The organism is Variovorax sp. GW822-FHT04A09, from assembly GCF_058801005.1.
The window spans coordinates 298,758-317,243 of record NZ_JBXAMV010000007.1 but is presented as its reverse complement, the minus strand read 5'-3'; the positions used below and the strand labels follow the sequence as shown (position 1 = coordinate 317,243).

Genomic DNA, 18,486 nt, shown 5'->3' with positions numbered 1-18,486 from the left:
CCCCGGCGGGCTTCTGTCCATGTGTCTATATATATGTGTGTGCGGCTCAGAACGGCAGCTTCGGCCCGCCGGCCCCACCCATCCCGCCCATGCCCTTCATGCCGCCCATCTTCTTCATCATCTTCATGAGGCCGCCGCCCTTCATCTTCTTCATCATGCCCTGCATCTGCTCGAACTCGTTGAGCAGGCGGTTCACTTCCTGAACCTGCACGCCCGCGCCGGCCGCGATGCGGCGCTTGCGCGTGGCCTTGAGCAGCTCGGGCTTGCGGCGCTCCAGCGGCGTCATGCTCTGGATGATGCCTTCCTTGCGGCGGATGTCGCGTTCGGCGCGCGTCATGTCGGCCTCGGTGGCCTTGGCGGCCATCTGCTGCGGCAGCTTGTCCATCAGGCTGGAGAGGCCGCCCATCTGCTTCATCTGCTGCAGCTGGCCGAGGAAGTCGTTCAGGTCGAAGCCCGCGCCGCTCTTGACCTTGGCGGCCAGCTTCTGCGCCGCCGCCACGTCGACGCCGGCCGTGACCTGCTCGACCAGCGCGACGATGTCGCCCATGCCCAGGATGCGGCCCGCGTGGCGCTCGGCGTCGAACACCTCGAGGCCGTCGATCTTCTCGCTCACGCCGGCGAACTTGATCGGCACGCCCGTCACTTGGCGCACCGACAGCGCCGCGCCGCCGCGCGAATCGCCGTCGGTCTTGGTCAGGATGATGCCGGTGAGGGGCAGCGCTTCCTTGAAGGCCTTGGCGGTGTTGATCGCGTCCTGGCCCTGCATGGCATCGACCACGAACAGGGTTTCAACCGGGTCGAGCTCGGCGTGCAGCTGCTTGATTTCGGTCATCAGCACTTCGTCGATCGCGAGGCGGCCGGCCGTGTCGACCAGCAGCACGTCGAAGTAGTGGCGCCTGGCGTGGTCGAGCGCGGCGCGCGCGATGTCCAGCGGCTTCTGGTCGGGCGTGCTCGGGAACCACTCGGCGCCGGCCTGCTTGGTGACGGTCTTGAGCTGCTCGATGGCGGCCGGGCGGTACACGTCGCCCGACACCGTGAGCACCTTCTTCTTGCGCTTCTCGATCAAGTGCTTGGCCAGCTTGGCGGTGGTGGTGGTCTTGCCGGCGCCCTGCAGGCCGGCCATGAGGATCACCGCGGGCGGCTGGGCCGCGAGGTTGATGTCCGACACGCCCTCGCCCATGGTGGCGGCGAGTTCGCGGTTGACGATGCCCACCAGCGCCTGGCCCGGCTTGAGCGAGCCCAGCACTTCCTGGCCGAGCGCCTTCTCCTTCACGCGCGCGACGAAGTCGCGCACCACGGGCAGCGCCACGTCGGCCTCCAGCAGCGCCATGCGCACCTCGCGCAGCATGTCCTGCACGTTGCTTTCGGTGATGCGCGCCTGGCCGCTCATCGTCTTGACGAGGCGGGAGAACTTTTCGGTGAGGGCGGTGGCCATGAAGGAAATACCTTGTTGTCCGCGGCAGCGGACCGATGGAAAGTCGTGAAAACCTGGAAGCGGTATGTGGGCCCGCTCTCTCGCGGGGGTGCCCCGGCGGGGGGTGGGCGAAGCGACGCGACGTGCGCGAAGCCGGGGGGCGAGCCTATACACTCCACCGATGATTTTAGCGATCCCCTCCCCACTCGGCGTGGCGCTGGGCATCGCCACCGCGGCAGCCTACGGTTTTGCCGCTGCCGCCGGTGCGCGGCTCAGCCGCCAGACCACCCAATGGGCGCTCGGCATCGCATGGCTGCTGCACGCTGCGGTGCTCGGCCACGGGCTGATCGGCGGCGACCCTCGCTTCGGTTTTGCGCCGGCGCTGTCGGTCACGGCGTGGCTGGTGCTCACGGTCTACGCGGTCGAAAGCCGCCTGTACCCGCAACTGAAGGCACGCCGCGCGCTGGCCTGGCTGGGCGCGGCGGCCGTGCTGCTGGCGCTGCTGTTCCCGGGCACGCCGCTGCATGTCAGCGCCTCGCCCTGGCTGCCGCTGCACCTCGCACTGGGCATCGCCTCGTACGGCCTGTTCGGCGCCGCCGTGGTGCACGCCTGGCTGATCACGCGGGCCGAAAAGCAGATCCGCCTCGCCAGCGCCGACGCACAGGCCGGCGTGCCGCTGCTCACATTGGAACGGCTCACCTTCCGCTTCGTCACGGCGGGCTTCGTGCTGCTGTCGGCCACGCTGCTGGCCGGCCTGCTGTTCAGCGAACAGCTCTACGGCGCCGCCGGCCGCGCCTGGAAGTGGGACCACAAGACCATCTTCTCGGTGCTCGCCTGGCTCAGCTTCGCCGTCCTGCTGACCGGCCGCGCGCGCTTCGGCTGGCGCGGACGCACCGCGCGGCGCGTGCTCTACGCGGGCGCGGCGCTGCTGCTGCTGGCCTACGTGGGCTCGCGCTTCGTGCTCGAAGTCGTGCTGACGCGCCTGCCCGCATGAAGTACCTGCTCGTCCTCGCGGTGGTGTGGGTCGCGATCTGGCTCTGGCGCAAGAACCGGCGCGAAGAGATGCGCGATGCGCAGCAGGAACGCGCCAGGAAGGCGCAACAGCGCACGCCGGCCGTCGGCCCACCGCAGGCGATGGTGCGCTGCGCCCACTGCGGGCTGCACCTGCCCGCGGCCGACGCACTCCCCGGGCCGGACGGCGCGGTGTTCTGCAGCGCCGCGCACCGCCAGGCCGGCACCTCCGCATGAGTTCATTGCGCCGGTCGCGCGGCGAGCCGGCCACCGACTGGGACGTGCTCGACCTGGGCGCCGGCGACAGCACCGCGCTGCTGCGGCTGTGGCGCGGCTTCATGGCGGCGCGCTGCTTCGTGGCGGTGGTGCTGGTGCTGCTGCAGGGCGTGGCCTTCGCCATCGGGCAGGCCGTGCAACCGCTGCCGATCGTGCTGTCGGGCGGCTACCTCGTGCTGGCCTGGCTGGAGATGCGCTACGCGCACTTCGAGCCGCCGATCCGCGGCTTCTCCACGCTCTGGCTGCTGACCATCGGGGTCGACCTGGGCATCTTCAGCGCCCTGCAGGTGCTGCAGGGCGGCAGCGTCAACTACACACCGCTGTTCGCGCTGCCCGTGCTGATGAGTGCGGTGCTCGGCACGCTGCTCGTGGGCCTGGGCACCACAGCGACCGTGACGCTGCTGCTGCTGGCCGACGCCGGCTGGCACTGGCTGCAGCAACCCGGCGATCCTTCGGCGCGCTTCGTGCAGGCAGCCCTCACCGGCACCGGCCTGTTCGTGGTGGCGCTGCTCGCGCACGAGCTGGCGCGCCGGCTGGCACGCGAAGAGGCGGTGGCGCAACGCAGCCGCACCCATGCGCAGATGCAGGCACAGGTCAACGACCTGGTGATCGAAACGCTCACCGAAGGCGTGCTGGTGATTGACGCCGAGGGCCTGGTGCACACCGCCAACCCGGCGGCCGACGCGATCCTCGGCCAGGGCCTGGCGCAGTTGCCAATGCCGTTCCCACTGCACACCCAGCCGGCCTGGCATGCGCTGGCCGCGCTGGCGCGCCAGACCTTCGCGCGGCGCGCGCCGCAGACCGAAGAAATCCCGGTGGCGCAGGCGCGCGGCGCGGCGCGCGAGGTGCGCGTGCGCACCCGGCTCACGCCCACCGACGACCGCCGCGCCGACAGCCTGTGCGTGATGTTCCTGCAGGACCTGCGCGAGCTCGAAGCCCGCATCCGCACCGAAAAGCTCGCCGCCATGGGCCGCATGTCGGCCGCGGTGGCGCATGAAATCCGCAACCCGCTGGCCGCCATCGCGCAGGCCAGCGCGCTGCTCAGCGAAGACCTGACCGACCCGGCGCACCGCAAGCTGACCGACATGGTCCAGCACAACGCGCAGCGCCTGGCGCGCATCGTGGACGACGTGCTCGACGTTTCTCGCGCGCGCCAGCAGCGCGTGCTCTCGCTGGGCGAGCAGCTGGTGCTCGACCCGGCCGCGCAGATCCTGGCCGAGGAATGGGTGCGCCAGACGCAGCGCAAGGGCGTGCGCGTGGCGCTCGAGGCGCCGGGCAGCGAGGTCCGCTTCGAGGCCGAGCACCTGCGCCGCCTGCTGGTGAACCTGCTGGACAACGCGGCCCGCTACGCGAGCCAGCGCGAGGGCGCGATCCAGGTCATCACCACCTTGCAGCGCGCCGGCGTGCAGCGCGCCGCGTTGCTGGTGTGGAGCGACGGCGCGCCGCTGGAGCCGGCGGTGCAGCGCCACCTGTTCGAACCCTTCTTCTCGTCCGAGAGCCGCTCCAGCGGCCTGGGCCTGTTCCTGTGCCGCGAGCTGTGCCGGCGCCACGGCGCCACCATCGGCTACGAACGGCGCGCGCTGGTGCCGGGCGGCCCTGAGGGCAACGAATTCTTCGTCAGCTTCGCACCGAGCGAAAACCGGCTGACACAATAGCGGCCGTGAGCTCCCTCCCGCCTTCCGCCGCCGCCCCGCGCCCCGCGCAGATCCTCGTCATCGACGACGAACCCGACCTGCGCACGCTCTACGAACTCACGCTGCTGCGCGAAGGCTACCGGGTGGAAGCGGCGGGCAGCGTGTCCGAAGCCTGGCAGCACCTGGAGGCCGGCCGCTTCGACGCCGTGATCACCGACATGCGGCTGCCCGACGGCGAAGGCATGGAGATCATCCACCGCATCCAGAAAGACCAGCGCAGCGAGCGTTGCGTGGTCATGACCGCCTACGGCTCGGCCGAGAACGCGGTCGAGGCATTGAAGGCCGGCGCCTTCGACTACCTCACGAAGCCGGTCGATCTGAAGCAGTTCCGCGCCGTGGTGGCGTCGGCGGTGCAGGCCAACCGCGCCGCGGTGGTCGTGCCGCAGAAGGCGCCGCCGCAGGCCGCCGGCCAGGGCGGCGAACGCCCCGACGCACTGGCCGTGACGCGCAGCGGCGCCACCGCGCTCGACCGGCTGGTCGGCGACTCCGACCCGATGCGCCTCGTCAAGTCGCGCATCGCCAAGGTGGCGCGCGGCATGGCGCCGGTGCTGGTGCGCGGCGAGTCGGGCACCGGCAAGGAGCTGGTCGCGCGCGCCGTGCACGGCTGCAGCCAACGCAGTGAAGGCCCCTTCGTCGCGGTGAACTGCGGCGCGATCCCCGAGAACCTGCTCGAGGCCGAGTTCTTCGGCGCCAAGAAGGGCTCGTACACGGGCTCCTCGCAAGACCGCGACGGCTACTTCCAGGCGGCGCGCGACGGCACGCTGTTCCTGGACGAAATCGGCGACCTGCCGCTGGCCATGCAGTCGAAGCTGCTGCGCGCCATCCAGGAACGCAGCGTGCGCGCCATCGGCTCGACGCAGGAAGACGCGGTCGACGTGCGCATCGTGAGCGCCACCCATAAAGACCTGCACGCCGAGGTGCTGGCCGGCCGCTTCCGACAGGACCTGTTCTACCGGCTCAACGTGATCGAGATCGCCGTGCCCGCGCTGCGCGAGCGCCGCGAAGACCTGCCCGCGCTGTGCACCGCGCTGCTCGCGCGCATCGCGCAGGACGGCGGCCTGCCCGTGCCGCGCCTGTCCGACGCGCTGCTACAGCGCCTGGCCCAGCACCCGCTCGACGGCAACGTGCGCGAGCTCGAGAACCTGCTGCACCGCGCCGTGGCGCTGAACGACGGCGACGAGCTGCACATCGACCTGATGGGCGCGATGACGCCGATGCCGGCCGCGCCGCGCAGCGAATCCGCTGAAGCGCCAGCCGCCGTTGCGGTGGCTGCGGCCCCCGCGCCGGCGGCCGAGCCCAAGCCCGCGCCGCCGCCGCTGCCCTCCGACCTGCAAGCCTGGCTCGACCAGCAGGAGCGCGAGATCCTCGTGCGCGCGCTGCACGAGAGCGGCTTCAACCGCACGGCCGCCGCCGCGCGGCTGGGCATGAGCCTGCGCCAGATCCGCTACCGCATCGCGCGCCTGGGCATCTCCACGCCCAACGGCGACGACGGTGCCACCGCACATGCCGACGACTGACGACCTCGCCACGACACCGGCCGGCGACGACGGACTCTGGCGCGCTGGCTGGTACCGCTTCGCCAAGGCCCTGCCCTCGCCGAACTTCGGCCCGCGCCCCGCCGGCGCGCAGACCGACCTGATCGTGCTGCACTCGATCAGCCTGCCGCCAGGCGAATACGGCGGCGACGCGGTGCAGCAGCTCTTCACCAACCAGCTCGACTGGGACGCGCACCCGTACTTCCAGTCGATCCGCGGGCTCGAGGTGTCCTCGCATTTCTATGTGCGACGCAACGGCGAGCTCTGGCAGTTCGTGAGCTGCGAGGACCGTGCCTGGCATGCCGGCGTGTCGTCGTGGCGCGGACGCACCAACTGCAACGACGACTCCGTCGGCATCGAGCTCGAAGGCCTCGAGGGCGAACGCTTCGAGGAGGCGCAGTACGAGACGCTGGCCAGCCTGTGCGCCGCGCTCGCGCAGCACTACGCCATCGCCCACATCGCCGGCCACGAGCACATCGCGCCCGGCCGCAAGCAGGACCCCGGCGCCGGTTTCGACTGGCGCCTGCTGCGCGAACAGCTCGGCTGGAATCCACAGATGTTTCCCGAGCAGGTGGTCGCGCGCTAATTTTTTCAATCGCTCCGTGGCCCGCGATGCGCCGCTCTCGCAGCGCAGCAATCTCGCAAGCGCAGGCACGCGACGTAGCAACCATGCGGGCTGCAGGCCCAAATCGCCTTGCAAGCCGCGCCCCATGCGGGTTGCGCCACCATGGGCCAGTATTCACGCGGCATCGCTGGCGATGCGCTGAGTGCGGCGCAATTCCCGTCAGGGTTGCGTCCATAGGAAAACACTACCTGTAGTGGCTTGTAGGGCACAGACACCCTAGATATAGTGTCTTCCCGTTCGGCAACAACGCCGACGCAAGGCCCGCGAGGCCTTGCCAACCAACAAGAATTGCACAACCGAGAGGAAGCGAATGCAAACTGCACTGAACACCCCGTCGACCCCCCGCGCCGTCCCCGCGACGCCGCAGCAGCAACAAGACACTGCGGGCTCGCCCACCGGTCAGAACCTCGCGCACTACCAGATCATCCGCCGCAACGGCGCCGTCGTTCCCTTCGAGCCGAACAAGATCGCCATCGCGATGATGAAGGCCTTCCTGGCGGTGCACGGCACCCAGGGCGCGGCTTCCGCCAGCGTGCGCGAGACCGTCGACACGCTGACGCAAGGCGTGATCCGCGCCATGGTGCGCTCGCGTCCGGGCGGCGGCACCTTCCACATCGAAGACGTGCAGGACCAGGTCGAGCTCGGCCTGATGCGCGGCGGCCACCATGAAATCGCGCGCGCCTACGTGCTGTACCGCGAACGCCGCACCCAGGAACGTTCGAAGCAGGGCGAGCAGGACGTGCCCGCCGCGCCGGCGCTGCACGTGCTCGACAACGGCGAGCGCGTGGCGCTGGACCTGAACGAGCTCAAGGGCCTGATCGAATCGGCCTGCCAGGGCCTGGGCGACAGCATCACCGCCGCCCCCATCGTTGCCGAGACGATGCGCAACCTGTACGACGGCGTGCCGCTGGACGAGGTCTACAAGGCCTCCATCCTGGCCGCCCGCACGCTGATCGAGAAGGACCCCGACTACACCTTCGCCACCGCGCGCCTGCTGCTGCACACGATCTTCAAGGAAATCATCGGCCGCGAAGTGATGCCGGTCGAGCGCGCCACCGCCTACGCCGACTACTTCCCTCAGTTCATCAAGAAGGGCGTCGAGAACGAGCTGCTCGACGAGAAGCTGCTGCAGTACGACCTGCCCCGCCTGGGCGCCGCCCTGAAGGCCGAGCGCGACAACCAGTTCGACTACCTGGGCCTGCAGACGCTGTACGACCGCTACTTCCTGCACGTGCGCAAGACCCGCATCGAGCTGCCGCAGGCGTTCTTCATGCGCGTGGCCATGGGCCTGTCGCTGAACGAAATCGACCGCGAAGCCCGCGCCATCGAGTTCTACGAAGTGCTGTCGTCGTTCGACTTCATGTCGAGCACGCCCACCCTGTTCAACGCCGGCACGCTGCGCTCGCAGCTGTCCAGCTGCTACCTGACCACCGTGCCCGACGACCTGGACGGCATCTACGAGTCGATCAAGGAAAACGCGCTGCTGTCGAAGTTCGCCGGCGGCCTGGGCAACGACTGGACCCGCGTGCGCGCACTGGGCAGCCACATCAAGGGCACCAACGGCGAATCGCAAGGCGTGGTGCCGTTCCTGAAGGTGGTGAACGACACGGCCGTGGCCGTGAACCAGGGCGGCAAGCGCAAGGGCGCCGTCTGCACGTACCTGGAAACCTGGCACCTCGACATCGAGGAGTTCCTGGAGCTGCGCAAGAACACCGGCGACGACCGCCGCCGCACGCACGACATGAACACCGCCAACTGGATCCCCGACCTGTTCATGCGCCGCGTGATGGAAAAGGGCACCTGGACGCTGTTCTCGCCCTCCAACGTGCCTGACCTGCACGACCTGTTCGGCGCCGACTTCGAGAAGGCCTACGTCGCCTACGAAGAGAAGGCCGCCCGCGGCGAGATCAAGCCCGCGCGCACCCTCCAGGCCTCGGACCTGTGGCGCAAGATGCTCACGATGCTGTTCGAGACCGGCCACCCCTGGATCACGTTCAAGGACGCCTGCAACGTGCGCTCGCCGCAGCAGCACGCCGGCGTGGTGCACTCGTCGAACCTGTGCACCGAGATCACGCTGAACACCAGCGACACCGAAACCGCCGTGTGCAACCTGGGTTCCGTGAACCTGCTGCAGCACCTGAAGGACGGCAAGGTCGACCAGGAAAAGCTCAAGCGCACCATCTCGACCGCGATGCGCATGCTCGACAACGTGATCGACATCAACTACTACGCCGTGAAGAAGGCGCGCGACTCGAACCTGCGCCACCGTCCGGTCGGCCTGGGCCTGATGGGCTTCCAGGACGCGCTGTACGAACTGCGCATTCCCTACGCCTCGCAAGAAGCCGTGCAGTTCGCCGACGAGTCGATGGAAGCCATCTGCTACCACGCCTATTGGGCCTCGACCGAGCTGGCCAAGGAACGCGGCAAGTACTCCAGCTACAAGGGCTCGCTGTGGGACAAGGGCATCCTGCCGATCGACTCGCTCGACCTGCTCGAGAAGGCCCGCGGCGGCTACGTCGAAGTGGACCGCTCGGCCACCCTCGACTGGGATTCGCTGCGCGCCAAGATCAAGGCCGACGGCATGCGCAATTCGAACTGCGTGGCCATCGCCCCCACGGCGACCATCTCGAACATCATCGGCGTGGACGCCTCGATCGAACCCTGCTTCGGCAACCTGTCGGTCAAGTCGAACCTGTCGGGCGAGTTCACCGTGATCAACCACTACCTGGTGCGCGACCTGAAGCGCCTGGGCCTGTGGGACGACGTGATGGTCATGGACCTGAAGCACTTCGACGGTTCGCTGCGTCCCATCGACCGCGTGCCGCAGGACGTGAAGGCGCTGTACGCCACCGCGTTCGAAGTCGAGACGACGTGGCTGGTGGAAGCCGCCGCGCGTCGCCAGAAGTGGATCGACCAGGCGCAGTCGCTGAACATCTACATGGCCGGCGCCTCGGGCAAGAAGCTCGACGACACCTACAAGCTCGCCTGGCTGCGCGGCCTGAAGACCACCTACTACCTGCGCACGCAGAGCGCGACGCACGCTGAAAAGTCGACGGTGCAATCGGGCCGTCTCAACGCGGTGTCGTCGGGCAACGACGCACCCTCGGGTATGAGCGCACTCGAAGCCGCCGCTGCTGCAGCGAAGGCACAGATGAGCGCGATGCCCGCCACCGACATCGCGTTCTGCGGTGTCGACGATCCGACCTGCGAAGCCTGCCAGTGATGTGCAAGTGAAGCGTCAACACACAAGACGCTTCGATCGATCAGCGAGGTGCTCGCACAAGTGAAAAGCGCGCGACGTTCAATCAATCAAGGCATTGACTGACGTCGCGCGATGCATGCGAGCAACATAACAACCCCATAAATGGCGCACGATGTGAACGAGCACTTTGCAACTCACATCGTTGCTCCGATAATTGCGCATTGGATTTTTCTATGTTGACCTGGGACGAAGAAGTCAAGCCCTCCTTACCAAAGGATATGCAACAAGGATTGCAGCAGCACCACGCATCGACCAGCGGTTCTTCCGCAGGTCGCGCGGTCGCCGCTCCGACTTCGTCGCTTGCACAACCCGCCACTGCCACCGCCCCGGTGGCCGCCGCTGCAGGCCAGCGCGTCAAGGCTTCCGACAAGCGGATCATCAACGGCCAGACCGACGTCAACCAGCTGGTGCCGTTCAAGTACAAGTGGGCCTGGGAAAAGTACCTCGCCACCTGCGCCAACCACTGGATGCCGCAAGAGGTGAACATGACGCGCGACATCGCGTTGTGGAAAGACCCGAACGGCCTGACCGAAGACGAGCGCCGCATCGTCAAGCGCAACCTCGGCTTCTTCGTGACCGCCGACTCGCTGGCCGCCAACAACATCGTGCTGGGCACCTACCGCCACATCACGGCCCCCGAGTGCCGCCAGTTCCTGCTGCGCCAGGCCTTCGAGGAAGCGATCCACACGCACGCGTACCAGTACATCGTCGAGTCGCTCGGCCTGGATGAGAGCGAGATCTTCAACGCCTACAACGAAGTGCCGTCGATCCGCGAGAAGGACCAGTTCCTGATCCCGTTCATCGACGCCATCAGCGACCCGAACTTCAAGACCGGCACGCACGAGACCGACCAGACGCTGCTCAAGTCGCTCATCGTGTTCGCCTGCCTGATGGAAGGCCTCTTCTTCTACGTCGGCTTCACGCAGATCCTTGCGCTGGGCCGCCAGAACAAGATGACCGGTGCTGCCGAGCAGTACCAGTACATCCTGCGCGACGAGTCGATGCACTGCAATTTCGGCATCGACCTGATCAACCAGCTCAAGCTTGAGAATCCTGGCCTGTGGACCGCAGAGTTCAAGGCCGAGATCAAGGACCTCTTCATGAAGGCCGTCGAGCTCGAATACAAATACGCCGAAGACACCATGCCGCGTGGCGTGCTCGGCATGAACGCCTCCATGTTCAAGGGCTACCTGCGCTACATCGCCAACCGGCGCGCGCAGCAGATCGGCCTCGAAACGCTCTTCCCGAACGAGGAAAACCCGTTCCCCTGGATGAGCGAAATGATTGACCTGAAGAAAGAGCGCAACTTTTTCGAAACCCGCGTGATCGAGTACCAGTCGGGTGGTGCGCTCTCCTGGGATTGAATTTTTCGATACACAACAATTCATGAATTCAAGAATTGCCCTTGCCACCGACTGCGCCAAAGAGCGCGGCATGGACGAGGGCTCAGGTGTTCATGGTGCTGGGGCTCAGATTCCAACGCCATGAATCGCTTCACGCTCCCAACGCGCGTGGAGTGCTTCAATAGGTTGATTTTTTCAACTTGATCAAGGAGAAATAGAAATGGCAACTGCAAAGAAAGCGCCGGCCAAGAAGGCCGCTGCAAAGAAGGCTCCGGCTAAGAAGGCTGTCGCCGCGAAGAAGGCTCCGGCAAAGAAGGTCGCTGCCAAGAAGGCTCCGGCTAAGAAGGCTGTCGCCAAGAAGGTCGTAGCGAAGAAGGCTCCGGCAAAGAAGGTCGCTGCCAAGAAGGTTGCAGCCAAGAAGGTCGTAGCGAAGAAGGCTGCACCGGCGAAGAAGGCCGCTGCCAAGAAGGCTCCGGCAAAGAAGGCCGCCGCCAAGAAGGCGCCTGCCAAGAAGGCCGTAGCGAAGAAGGCGCCTGCCAAGAAGGCTGCTGCCAAGAAGGCCCCTGCGAAGAAGGCTGCCGCCAAGAAGGCCCCTGCCAAGAAGGCCGCGGCCAAGAAAGCCGCGAAAAAGCCCGCTGCCAAGCCTGCCGCTGCTGCCAAGAAGCCTGCTGCCAAGAAGGCCGCCGCGCCTGCGAAGGCTGCCGTAGCGCCTGCCCCTGCGGCGCAAACGACGCTGAATCCCCAGGCAGCCTGGCCGTTTCCGACGGCCAGCAAGCCCTGAGTGAATTCTCAGCGGCCTTGAAAGGCACGAAGCCCGGCACCGCAAGGTGCCGGGCTTTTTTCATGGGCGCCCGCTGTCGCCGAATCGCCGAAGCGATGCGGGCAGGTCGTCAGCGAATCACAGGTCGAGCGTCGCGCGGTCGATCTGGTAGTTCTGCGGTCCACGCTGCGCGATCTTGAGCGCGCCGATGCGGTTGCCGAGCGCTGCGCAGCGCGCCAGCGGCCATTCCTTTTCCAGGCCGTACAGCAGGCCGCCGCGCCATGCATCGCCGCAACCCGTGGGCTCGACCACGGCCGTGGGCGTCACGCCGGGCACGTGCTCGCGCTCGCCGCCGGTCCACACCTCGCAGCCCTCGGCCGCCAGCGTGACCACGAGGCCGCGCACGCGTTGCGAGATCTCGGCCAGGCTCCAGCCGGTGCGCTGCGACAGCATCTTGCCTTCGTAGTCGTTGACGACGACCCAGCTCGCGAGCTCGATGAAGTGGCGCAACGCGTCGCCGTCGAACATCGGCAGGCCCTGGCCCGGATCGAACACGAAGGGAATGCCGGCGGCGGCGAACTGCTCGGCGTGCTGCAGCATCGCCTCGCGGCCGTCGGGCGCGATGATGCCGAGCTTGATGTCCTCGCGCGCCATCACCTTCGTGATGTGCGCCTGCTGCATCGCGCCGGGATGGAACGCCGTGATCTGGTTGTTGTCCGTGTCGTTCATGATCATCGCCTGCGCGGTGAAGGTGTCGTCGAGCTGACGCACGAACTCCGTGCTGATGCCCAGCGTGCGCATGCGCTCGGCGTAGTCGGCACCGTCGCTGCCCAGCGTGGCCATCGGCAGCGCCGTGCCGCCCAGGGCGTTGAGGCTGTAGGCGATGTTGCCGGCGCAGCCGCCGAAGTCACGGCGCAGGCCCGGCACCAGGAACGACACATTCAGGATGTGCAGCTGGTCCGGCAGGATCTGGTCGGCGAACCGGCCTTCGAAAGTCATGATGGTGTCGAACGCGAGGGAACCGCAAATCACTGCTGCCATGGGTGGACCGTAGGTTGGATGAGAAAGGGAACGAGCGGCGCGCGTGTCGGCGCTCCGCTCAGGGATAGAAAGCTTCGACGCGGTAGCCCGCGATCGGTGGCAGTGCCGCCGCCTCGCTGGCCGACAGGGTCAGCGGCAGCGAGGCCGCGCGGTCGGCACGCGCCGCCAGCACGCCCGGCGCGCCGTAGTCGGTGGGCGTCAGCACGCGCCGCACGACGGCTTGTTCCTGCGTGTCGAGCAGCGACAGCTCGATGGCCGGCATGGCGAGCGGCACGGTCGCCGCGTTGCGCAAGGTGAAGCTCAGACGGTAGTCGTTGCCGCCGCTCTTCTCGCGCGCGAAGGCCGCGCCTTCGATCACGATGTCGCCGATCTGGCGCAGCGCCGCGAGCTCGCAGCCGGTGTACTGGCACAGCGCCGACAGCGCGGGCCGCAAGTTCGGCTGGCGCGCCACGATGCCGTCGCGCTCATGGCGAACGACCTGCACGATAAGGACCAACGCCGCAAGCACGGCCAGCACCACCAGCAGACGGCGCACGCCCTTGCGCTGCCAGAAGCCGGCGGCCTTTTCGGCCGGCTCGTCTTCTTCGGCAAAGGGATGGTCTTCAGGCGCCTCGAAGGTCGCAGAGAGCGAGAAGTCGGGCTCACCTTCAGCACGGATGCCGGGGCCCGGCAGCGGCGCGGCGGCCTCTTCGTGTTGCGCGTCGCGGGCCTTGGCGTTCGCGATCTTGGCCGACTTGGCGCGCGCACGGCGCAGCGCCTTCTGGATCAGGAGCTGGTCGTGGTCCTTCTCTTCCTGCTCGCGCTCCGCAGCCGCGCCGTCGTCGTTCTCACCGGTCGCTGCAACCAGCCCGCGCAGCGCTGAGCTGCGCGGCAGGTCGGGCAAGGGCGGCGCAGGCGGCGGCGATGCGGGCGGCGGTGCGCCGAGGTTCAGGTCGATGTTCGGAAACGGCGGCAGCGAACTCGCGGGCGGACGCCATGCGGGTTCGGTGGCATCGAGGTCGGACCAGGGCTCGTCCGCGGCGAGGCCGTGCGCGGGCAGCGTCAGTTCGAAGGGCAGCGGGGACGCAGCCGGCGCGACGTTGGTGGCGGCGGTCGACAGTCCGGCCTCTTCTTGCGAAGCAGACGATGGCGCCTGCGGCTCGGATTCGTCATCGAGAAAGTCCGCCTCCTCGACCGCCGGCCGTGCGGCCGCCAGGTCGATGCGCGCATCCTCGAAAGACGCCACCAGTGCGGCCATCGAAGACATCGGCGAAGGTGCCGGTGTGGGCGCGGGTGCCGGCGCGGCAGGCGCGGAAACCGCACCGTCGGGCGCCTCCTGCAGGTCGAGCGTGGCATCGAACACATGGCTGCAGCGGCCGCAGCGCACCCAGCCGTCCGAGATGCGAAGCTGGTCGCGCACCACCTTGAAGGTGGTGGTGCAGGCGGGGCAACGCGTGACGAGGCTCATGACCGGGCGATTGTAGGGTTGGGCCCTCGCCGTGCAGGCAGGTGCCCGGGGCGCCCGCGGTGCGAGCGCCCCGCCGCGCGCTTCAGCAGCGTGCGGTCATGAGGATCCAGCCGTCCTCGGTGTCGCTGACTTCGAGCGCGGCGTACGGCGCATAGGCCGCCTTGAGCTCGTCGGCCTGGCGCTCGAGGATGCCGGCCAGCACCAGCGAGCCGCCGGCAGCCACATGGCTGCGCAGCAGCGGCGCCAGCACCTTGAGCGGCGTCGCGAGGATGTTGGCAAGCACCGTCTGGTACTCGCCCTTCGCTGCTTCGGGCAGGCCCGCGTTCAGCTGCACGCCGTTGGCCTCGGCGTTGAGCCGGGTCGAGGAGACTGCGGCTTCGTCGATGTCGACGGCGTCGATGTTGCGCGCACCGAACTTGGCCGCGCCGATGGCCAGGATGCCGGAGCCGCAGCCGTAGTCGAGCACGCGCTGGTCGGCAAAAGCGCCCTCGCCTTGCGTCGCGATCCAGCGCAGGCACATGCGCGTGGTCGGGTGCGTGCCCGTGCCGAAAGCCAGGCCCGGGTCGAGCCGGATCACCTGCTTGGCCTGCGCGGGCGGCTCGTGCCAGGTGGGCACGATCCAGAACTCGGGCGTGATCTCGACCGGCGCGAACTGCGATTGCGTGAGCCGCACCCAGTCCTGATCAGGCACCGGCGCCACGCCGAGCACCGCGCAGCCTTCGAAGAAGTCCTGCAGCGCGAGCACCGAGGCCGCCTCGTGGGCGGCCGCTTCGTCGGGGAACAGCGCGATCACGCGCGAACGCTGCCAGCCCTCCTTGGGCGGCGGCATGCCGGGCTCGCCGAACAGGGCCTGCTCGGCATCGGTCTGCGCATCGGCGTCTTCGACCGACACGCTCAGCGCATCGAGTGCGTCGAGCGCATCGCCGAGCATTTCGACCCGGTCTTCCGGCGCCATGAGGCGGAGTTCAAACATACAGGGCGTTGCGCGTGGACTCAGCGCTTGTGCGCTGCGAGCCACTCTTCGAGGTAATGAATGTTCGTGCCGCCGCTCATGAACTTGGCGTCGACCATCAGCTCGCGGTGCAGCGGCATGTTGGTCTGGATGCCTTCGATCACCGTCTCGTTCAGGGCCGTGCGCATGCGCGCCATGGCCTGTTCGCGGGTATCGCCGTACACGATGATCTTGCCGATCATCGAGTCGTAGTTCGGGGGCACGAAGTAGTTGGTGTACACGTGCGAGTCGACGCGAACGCCCGGGCCGCCCGGCGGGTGCCACATGGTGATGCGGCCTGGCGACGGCGTGAACTTCCACGGGTCTTCGGCGTTGATGCGCACCTCGATGGCGTGGCCGCGCATCTCGATCTGGCGCTGCGTGAACGGCAGCTTCTCGCCGGCGGCGACCATGATCTGCGTCTTCACGATGTCGATGCCGGTGGTGAACTCCGTGACCGGATGCTCCACCTGCACGCGCGTGTTCATCTCGATGAAGTAGAACTCGCCGTTCTCGTACAGGAACTCGAAGGTGCCGGCGCCGCGGTAGCCGATCTTCTTGCAGGCAGTGGCGCAGCGCTCGCCGATCTTCTCGATCAGCTTGCGCGGAATGCCGGGAGCCGGCGATTCCTCGATCACCTTCTGGTGGCGGCGCTGCATGGAGCAGTCGCGCTCGCCCAGGTAGACCGCGTTCTTGTGCTTGTCCGCGAGGATCTGGATTTCGATGTGGCGCGGGTTCTGGAGAAACTTCTCCATGTACACGGCCGGATTGTTGAAGGCCGCAGCGGCTTCCGCCTTCGTCATCTGGATCGCGTTGACCAGCGCCGCCTCGGTGTGCACCACGCGCATGCCGCGGCCACCGCCGCCGCCTGCCGCCTTGATGATCACCGGGTAGCCGATCGCGCGGGCGATGCGCTTGTTGGTGGCGGCATCGTCCGACAGTTCGCCTTCCGAGCCGGGCACGCAGGGCACGCCAGCCTTGATCATGGCCTGCTTGGCCGAGACCTTGTCACCCATCGTGCGGATGTTGTCGGGCGTCGGGCCGATGAACTGGAAGCCGCTTTGCTCCACGCGTTCGGCGAAATTGGCGTTCTCGCTCAGGAAACCATAGCCGGGGTGGATGGCTTCGGCGTCCGTCACCTCGGCGGCCGAGATGATGGCCGGCATGTTGAGGTAGCTCAGGCCCGAAGGGGCCGGGCCGATGCACACGGCTTCCTGCGCCAGCTTGACGTACTTGGCTTCGCGATCGGCTTCGGAATAGACCATCACGGCCTTGATGCCCATTTCGCTGCAAGCGCGCTGGATCCGAAGGGCGATCTCCCCCCGGTTTGCAACCAGAATCTTCTTGAACATGCTTACTCGATGATGAACAGCGGCTGGCCGTATTCGACCGCCTGGCCGTTTTCGCCGAGGATCTGCGTGACCGTGCCGGCCTTGTCGGCCTCGATTTCGTTGAGGATCTTCATCGCCTCGATGATGCAGAGCGTGTCACCCTCGTTCACCTTGCTGCCGACTTCGACGAAAGCCGCCGCGCCCGGGCTGGACGAACGGTAGAAGGTGCCGACCATCGGCGACTTCACGGCATGGCCGCTCGGTGCGGCTTCGACGGCGGGGGCCGCGGCAGCCGGAGCGGCAGCACCGGCCACGGCGGGCGCTGCCACGGCGGGCGCGGCGGCCAGGGTCTGCACGTACTGGACGGGGGCGGCACCGCCACCCTTGACGATGCGGACCTTGCCTTCGGTCTCGGTGATTTCCAGTTCGGAAATATTCGATTCGGACACCAGATCGATCAGTGTCTTGAGTTTGCGCAGATCCATGGGACTCCAGTGCCAGCTTTGCCGGTCTTTAGGAAAGAACTTGACCGAAAACCGTCGATTTTCGGCGTTTGGCGTCTAACGCCAGCTTGTGTATTTAAATTCTAACCGTGAACAAGTTGGCGTCGCCAAGCGTCCAGGTCGGTCGTTTCAAGCTTGCCCATTTTACGAGCCAGCACCGAACCATCGGCATGGAGCACCAAGGTGAACGGCAGGCCGCCCCCCGTATTGCCCAGATTCTTCACCAGTTCCATGCCCTGCAAGCCGGCCAACGCGGTTGGGTAGGTGACCGGCGTGCGCTGCAGGAACTTGCGCACGGCGCTGGGCTGGTCGATGGCCAATCCCACCACTTGCCAGCCGTTGGCGCCATGTTCGCGGAAAAAGGCGTCGATCATCGGCATTTCTTCGACACAGGGCGGGCACCACGTGGCCCAGAAGTTGAGCAGCACGGGCTTGCCGCGCAGGCTCGACAGGGCCAGCTCGCCGCCCTCGGGACGCTCGAAGCGCTGGTCCCAGAACATGGCGGCATCGAGCTTTTCGCCGCCGGTGGCCGCGACGCCGCTGTCATTGCGCTCCCGCCACCAAGCGCCGGCAATGCCGGCCGCGGCAGCGACTGCCGCCACGCCGGCATACAGCATGCCGCGTCGTGTGGGCGTTGAAGTCATTACTGGTCCTTTTCTTGTTCAATGCGTCGGCGCAGCGCGTTCAGGTCGCCGCGCGGCGCGCGCCCCTGGGCGTCGGGCTTGAGGGCGCCGCGCAGGTCGTCGAGGTCGTACACCAGCAGATGCACCCCGATTTCCTCGCCCAGCGCCCGGCTCGGCGCGTGGACGCTGAGGGCTTCGACCTGCTCGCCATGGAAGCCGGTCACCATGCGCGGCTCGTAGTCCACGTGGTGATCGATCAGGGCGATTTCGGCCGACTTGGAATCATCGCAGAACAATTGAATATAAATGTCTGACAAACGTGTGGCCGTGCCGTGCCAGACGGCGCCGCCCACATGCGGCCGGAACACGGCCATGCGCTCCATCCACTCGAGCGCGAGCAGGCGCAGTGCGTGCAGTTCCTGGGGCTGGGTGTCGGCGCAGAAGACCGCGATGTAGTCGCGCACCTCGGCCTCGACCTCGTCGTTGTTGGGCAGCGCGGTGCGCGTCGGGAGGCCGAGTTCACGCAGTGCCCGGCGCTTGGCCGGGCCGTACTCGAGCCCCTCCTCGACGACGAGTCGGGCGGCAACGGCGGCGATCTCACGCTTGGACGTGTCCATCGGGGCATTTTGC

16 protein-coding genes are annotated in these 18,486 nt (G+C 67.4%); 8 read left to right on the top strand and 8 right to left on the bottom strand.

The window, feature by feature from the left end; translation table 11 throughout:
• Positions 1–46: 46 nt before the first annotated feature.
• The gene (ffh, locus tag AC1RLW_RS28795; RefSeq protein WP_487848071.1) at positions 47–1,435 is read right to left on the bottom strand and encodes a signal recognition particle protein; all 1,389 of its coding nucleotides are present in this window, start codon (positions 1,433–1,435) and stop codon (positions 47–49) included.
• Positions 1,436–1,595: 160 nt separating this feature from the next.
• On the opposite strand from ffh, the gene AC1RLW_RS28790 reads away from it, so the two are divergent.
• The 8 genes from AC1RLW_RS28790 to AC1RLW_RS28755 all read left to right on the top strand — a co-directional run bounded on the left by AC1RLW_RS28790 (position 1,596) and on the right by AC1RLW_RS28755 (position 11,941).
• Complete coding sequence (locus tag AC1RLW_RS28790; protein ID WP_056575582.1) at positions 1,596–2,408, top strand: cytochrome C assembly family protein; 813 nt, start codon at positions 1,596–1,598, stop codon at positions 2,406–2,408.
• Positions 2,405–2,662, top strand: a complete 258-nt coding sequence (locus AC1RLW_RS28785; RefSeq protein WP_307695581.1) for a PP0621 family protein — start codon at positions 2,405–2,407, stop codon at positions 2,660–2,662. Before AC1RLW_RS28790 ends, AC1RLW_RS28785 begins: the two co-directional genes overlap by 4 nt.
• A complete protein-coding gene (locus AC1RLW_RS28780) occupies positions 2,659–4,356 on the top strand; it encodes a two-component system sensor histidine kinase NtrB (protein WP_493195953.1) in 1,698 nt (565 codons plus the stop codon). Before AC1RLW_RS28785 ends, AC1RLW_RS28780 begins: the two co-directional genes overlap by 4 nt.
• Positions 4,357–4,361: 5 nt before the next feature.
• A complete protein-coding gene (locus AC1RLW_RS28775; protein WP_492698036.1) occupies positions 4,362–5,912 on the top strand; it encodes a sigma-54-dependent transcriptional regulator in 1,551 nt (516 codons plus the stop codon).
• Positions 5,899–6,516, top strand: a complete 618-nt coding sequence (gene ampD, locus AC1RLW_RS28770) for a 1,6-anhydro-N-acetylmuramyl-L-alanine amidase AmpD (protein WP_493195952.1) — start codon at positions 5,899–5,901, stop codon at positions 6,514–6,516. Before AC1RLW_RS28775 ends, ampD begins: the two co-directional genes overlap by 14 nt.
• A 349-nt stretch (positions 6,517–6,865) precedes the next feature.
• Positions 6,866–9,778, top strand: coding sequence for a ribonucleoside-diphosphate reductase subunit alpha (locus AC1RLW_RS28765; RefSeq protein ID WP_062480342.1), 2,913 nt, complete (start codon positions 6,866–6,868; stop codon positions 9,776–9,778).
• A gap of 212 nt (positions 9,779–9,990) precedes the next feature.
• Positions 9,991–11,181 (top strand): ribonucleotide-diphosphate reductase subunit beta, encoded by a 1,191-nt coding sequence (locus AC1RLW_RS28760; protein WP_493195951.1) that lies wholly within the window; start codon positions 9,991–9,993, stop codon positions 11,179–11,181.
• Positions 11,182–11,380: 199 nt separating this feature from the next.
• Positions 11,381–11,941, top strand: a complete 561-nt coding sequence (locus AC1RLW_RS28755; RefSeq protein ID WP_056575601.1) for a histone H1-like DNA-binding protein — start codon at positions 11,381–11,383, stop codon at positions 11,939–11,941.
• Between the two features lie 117 nt (positions 11,942–12,058).
• On the opposite strand, the gene AC1RLW_RS28750 is transcribed toward AC1RLW_RS28755, so the two are convergent.
• The 7 genes from AC1RLW_RS28750 to AC1RLW_RS28720 all read right to left on the bottom strand — a co-directional run bounded on the left by AC1RLW_RS28750 (position 12,059) and on the right by AC1RLW_RS28720 (position 18,473).
• Positions 12,059–12,961: a carbohydrate kinase family protein gene (locus tag AC1RLW_RS28750; RefSeq protein ID WP_493195950.1), complete on the bottom strand. Its 903-nt coding sequence runs from the start codon at positions 12,959–12,961 to the stop codon at positions 12,059–12,061.
• Between the two features lie 58 nt (positions 12,962–13,019).
• The gene (locus AC1RLW_RS28745; protein ID WP_493195949.1) at positions 13,020–14,408 is read right to left on the bottom strand and encodes a zinc-ribbon and DUF3426 domain-containing protein; all 1,389 of its coding nucleotides are present in this window, start codon (positions 14,406–14,408) and stop codon (positions 13,020–13,022) included.
• A gap of 82 nt (positions 14,409–14,490) precedes the next feature.
• Positions 14,491–15,381 (bottom strand): 50S ribosomal protein L11 methyltransferase, encoded by an 891-nt coding sequence (prmA, locus tag AC1RLW_RS28740; RefSeq protein ID WP_062480334.1) that lies wholly within the window; start codon positions 15,379–15,381, stop codon positions 14,491–14,493.
• Positions 15,382–15,401: 20 nt separating this feature from the next.
• Positions 15,402–16,751 (bottom strand): acetyl-CoA carboxylase biotin carboxylase subunit, encoded by a 1,350-nt coding sequence (gene accC, locus AC1RLW_RS28735; RefSeq protein WP_062480332.1) that lies wholly within the window; start codon positions 16,749–16,751, stop codon positions 15,402–15,404.
• Between the two features lie 2 nt (positions 16,752–16,753).
• A complete protein-coding gene (gene accB / locus AC1RLW_RS28730) occupies positions 16,754–17,215 on the bottom strand; it encodes an acetyl-CoA carboxylase biotin carboxyl carrier protein (RefSeq protein ID WP_070060113.1) in 462 nt (153 codons plus the stop codon).
• Positions 17,216–17,316: 101 nt separating this feature from the next.
• Complete coding sequence (locus tag AC1RLW_RS28725; RefSeq protein ID WP_062481237.1) at positions 17,317–17,877, bottom strand: TlpA family protein disulfide reductase; 561 nt, start codon at positions 17,875–17,877, stop codon at positions 17,317–17,319.
• Positions 17,877–18,473: a hypothetical protein gene (locus tag AC1RLW_RS28720; RefSeq protein WP_062481235.1), complete on the bottom strand. Its 597-nt coding sequence runs from the start codon at positions 18,471–18,473 to the stop codon at positions 17,877–17,879. Before AC1RLW_RS28720 ends, AC1RLW_RS28725 begins: the two co-directional genes overlap by 1 nt.
• Positions 18,474–18,486: the final 13 nt, after the last annotated feature.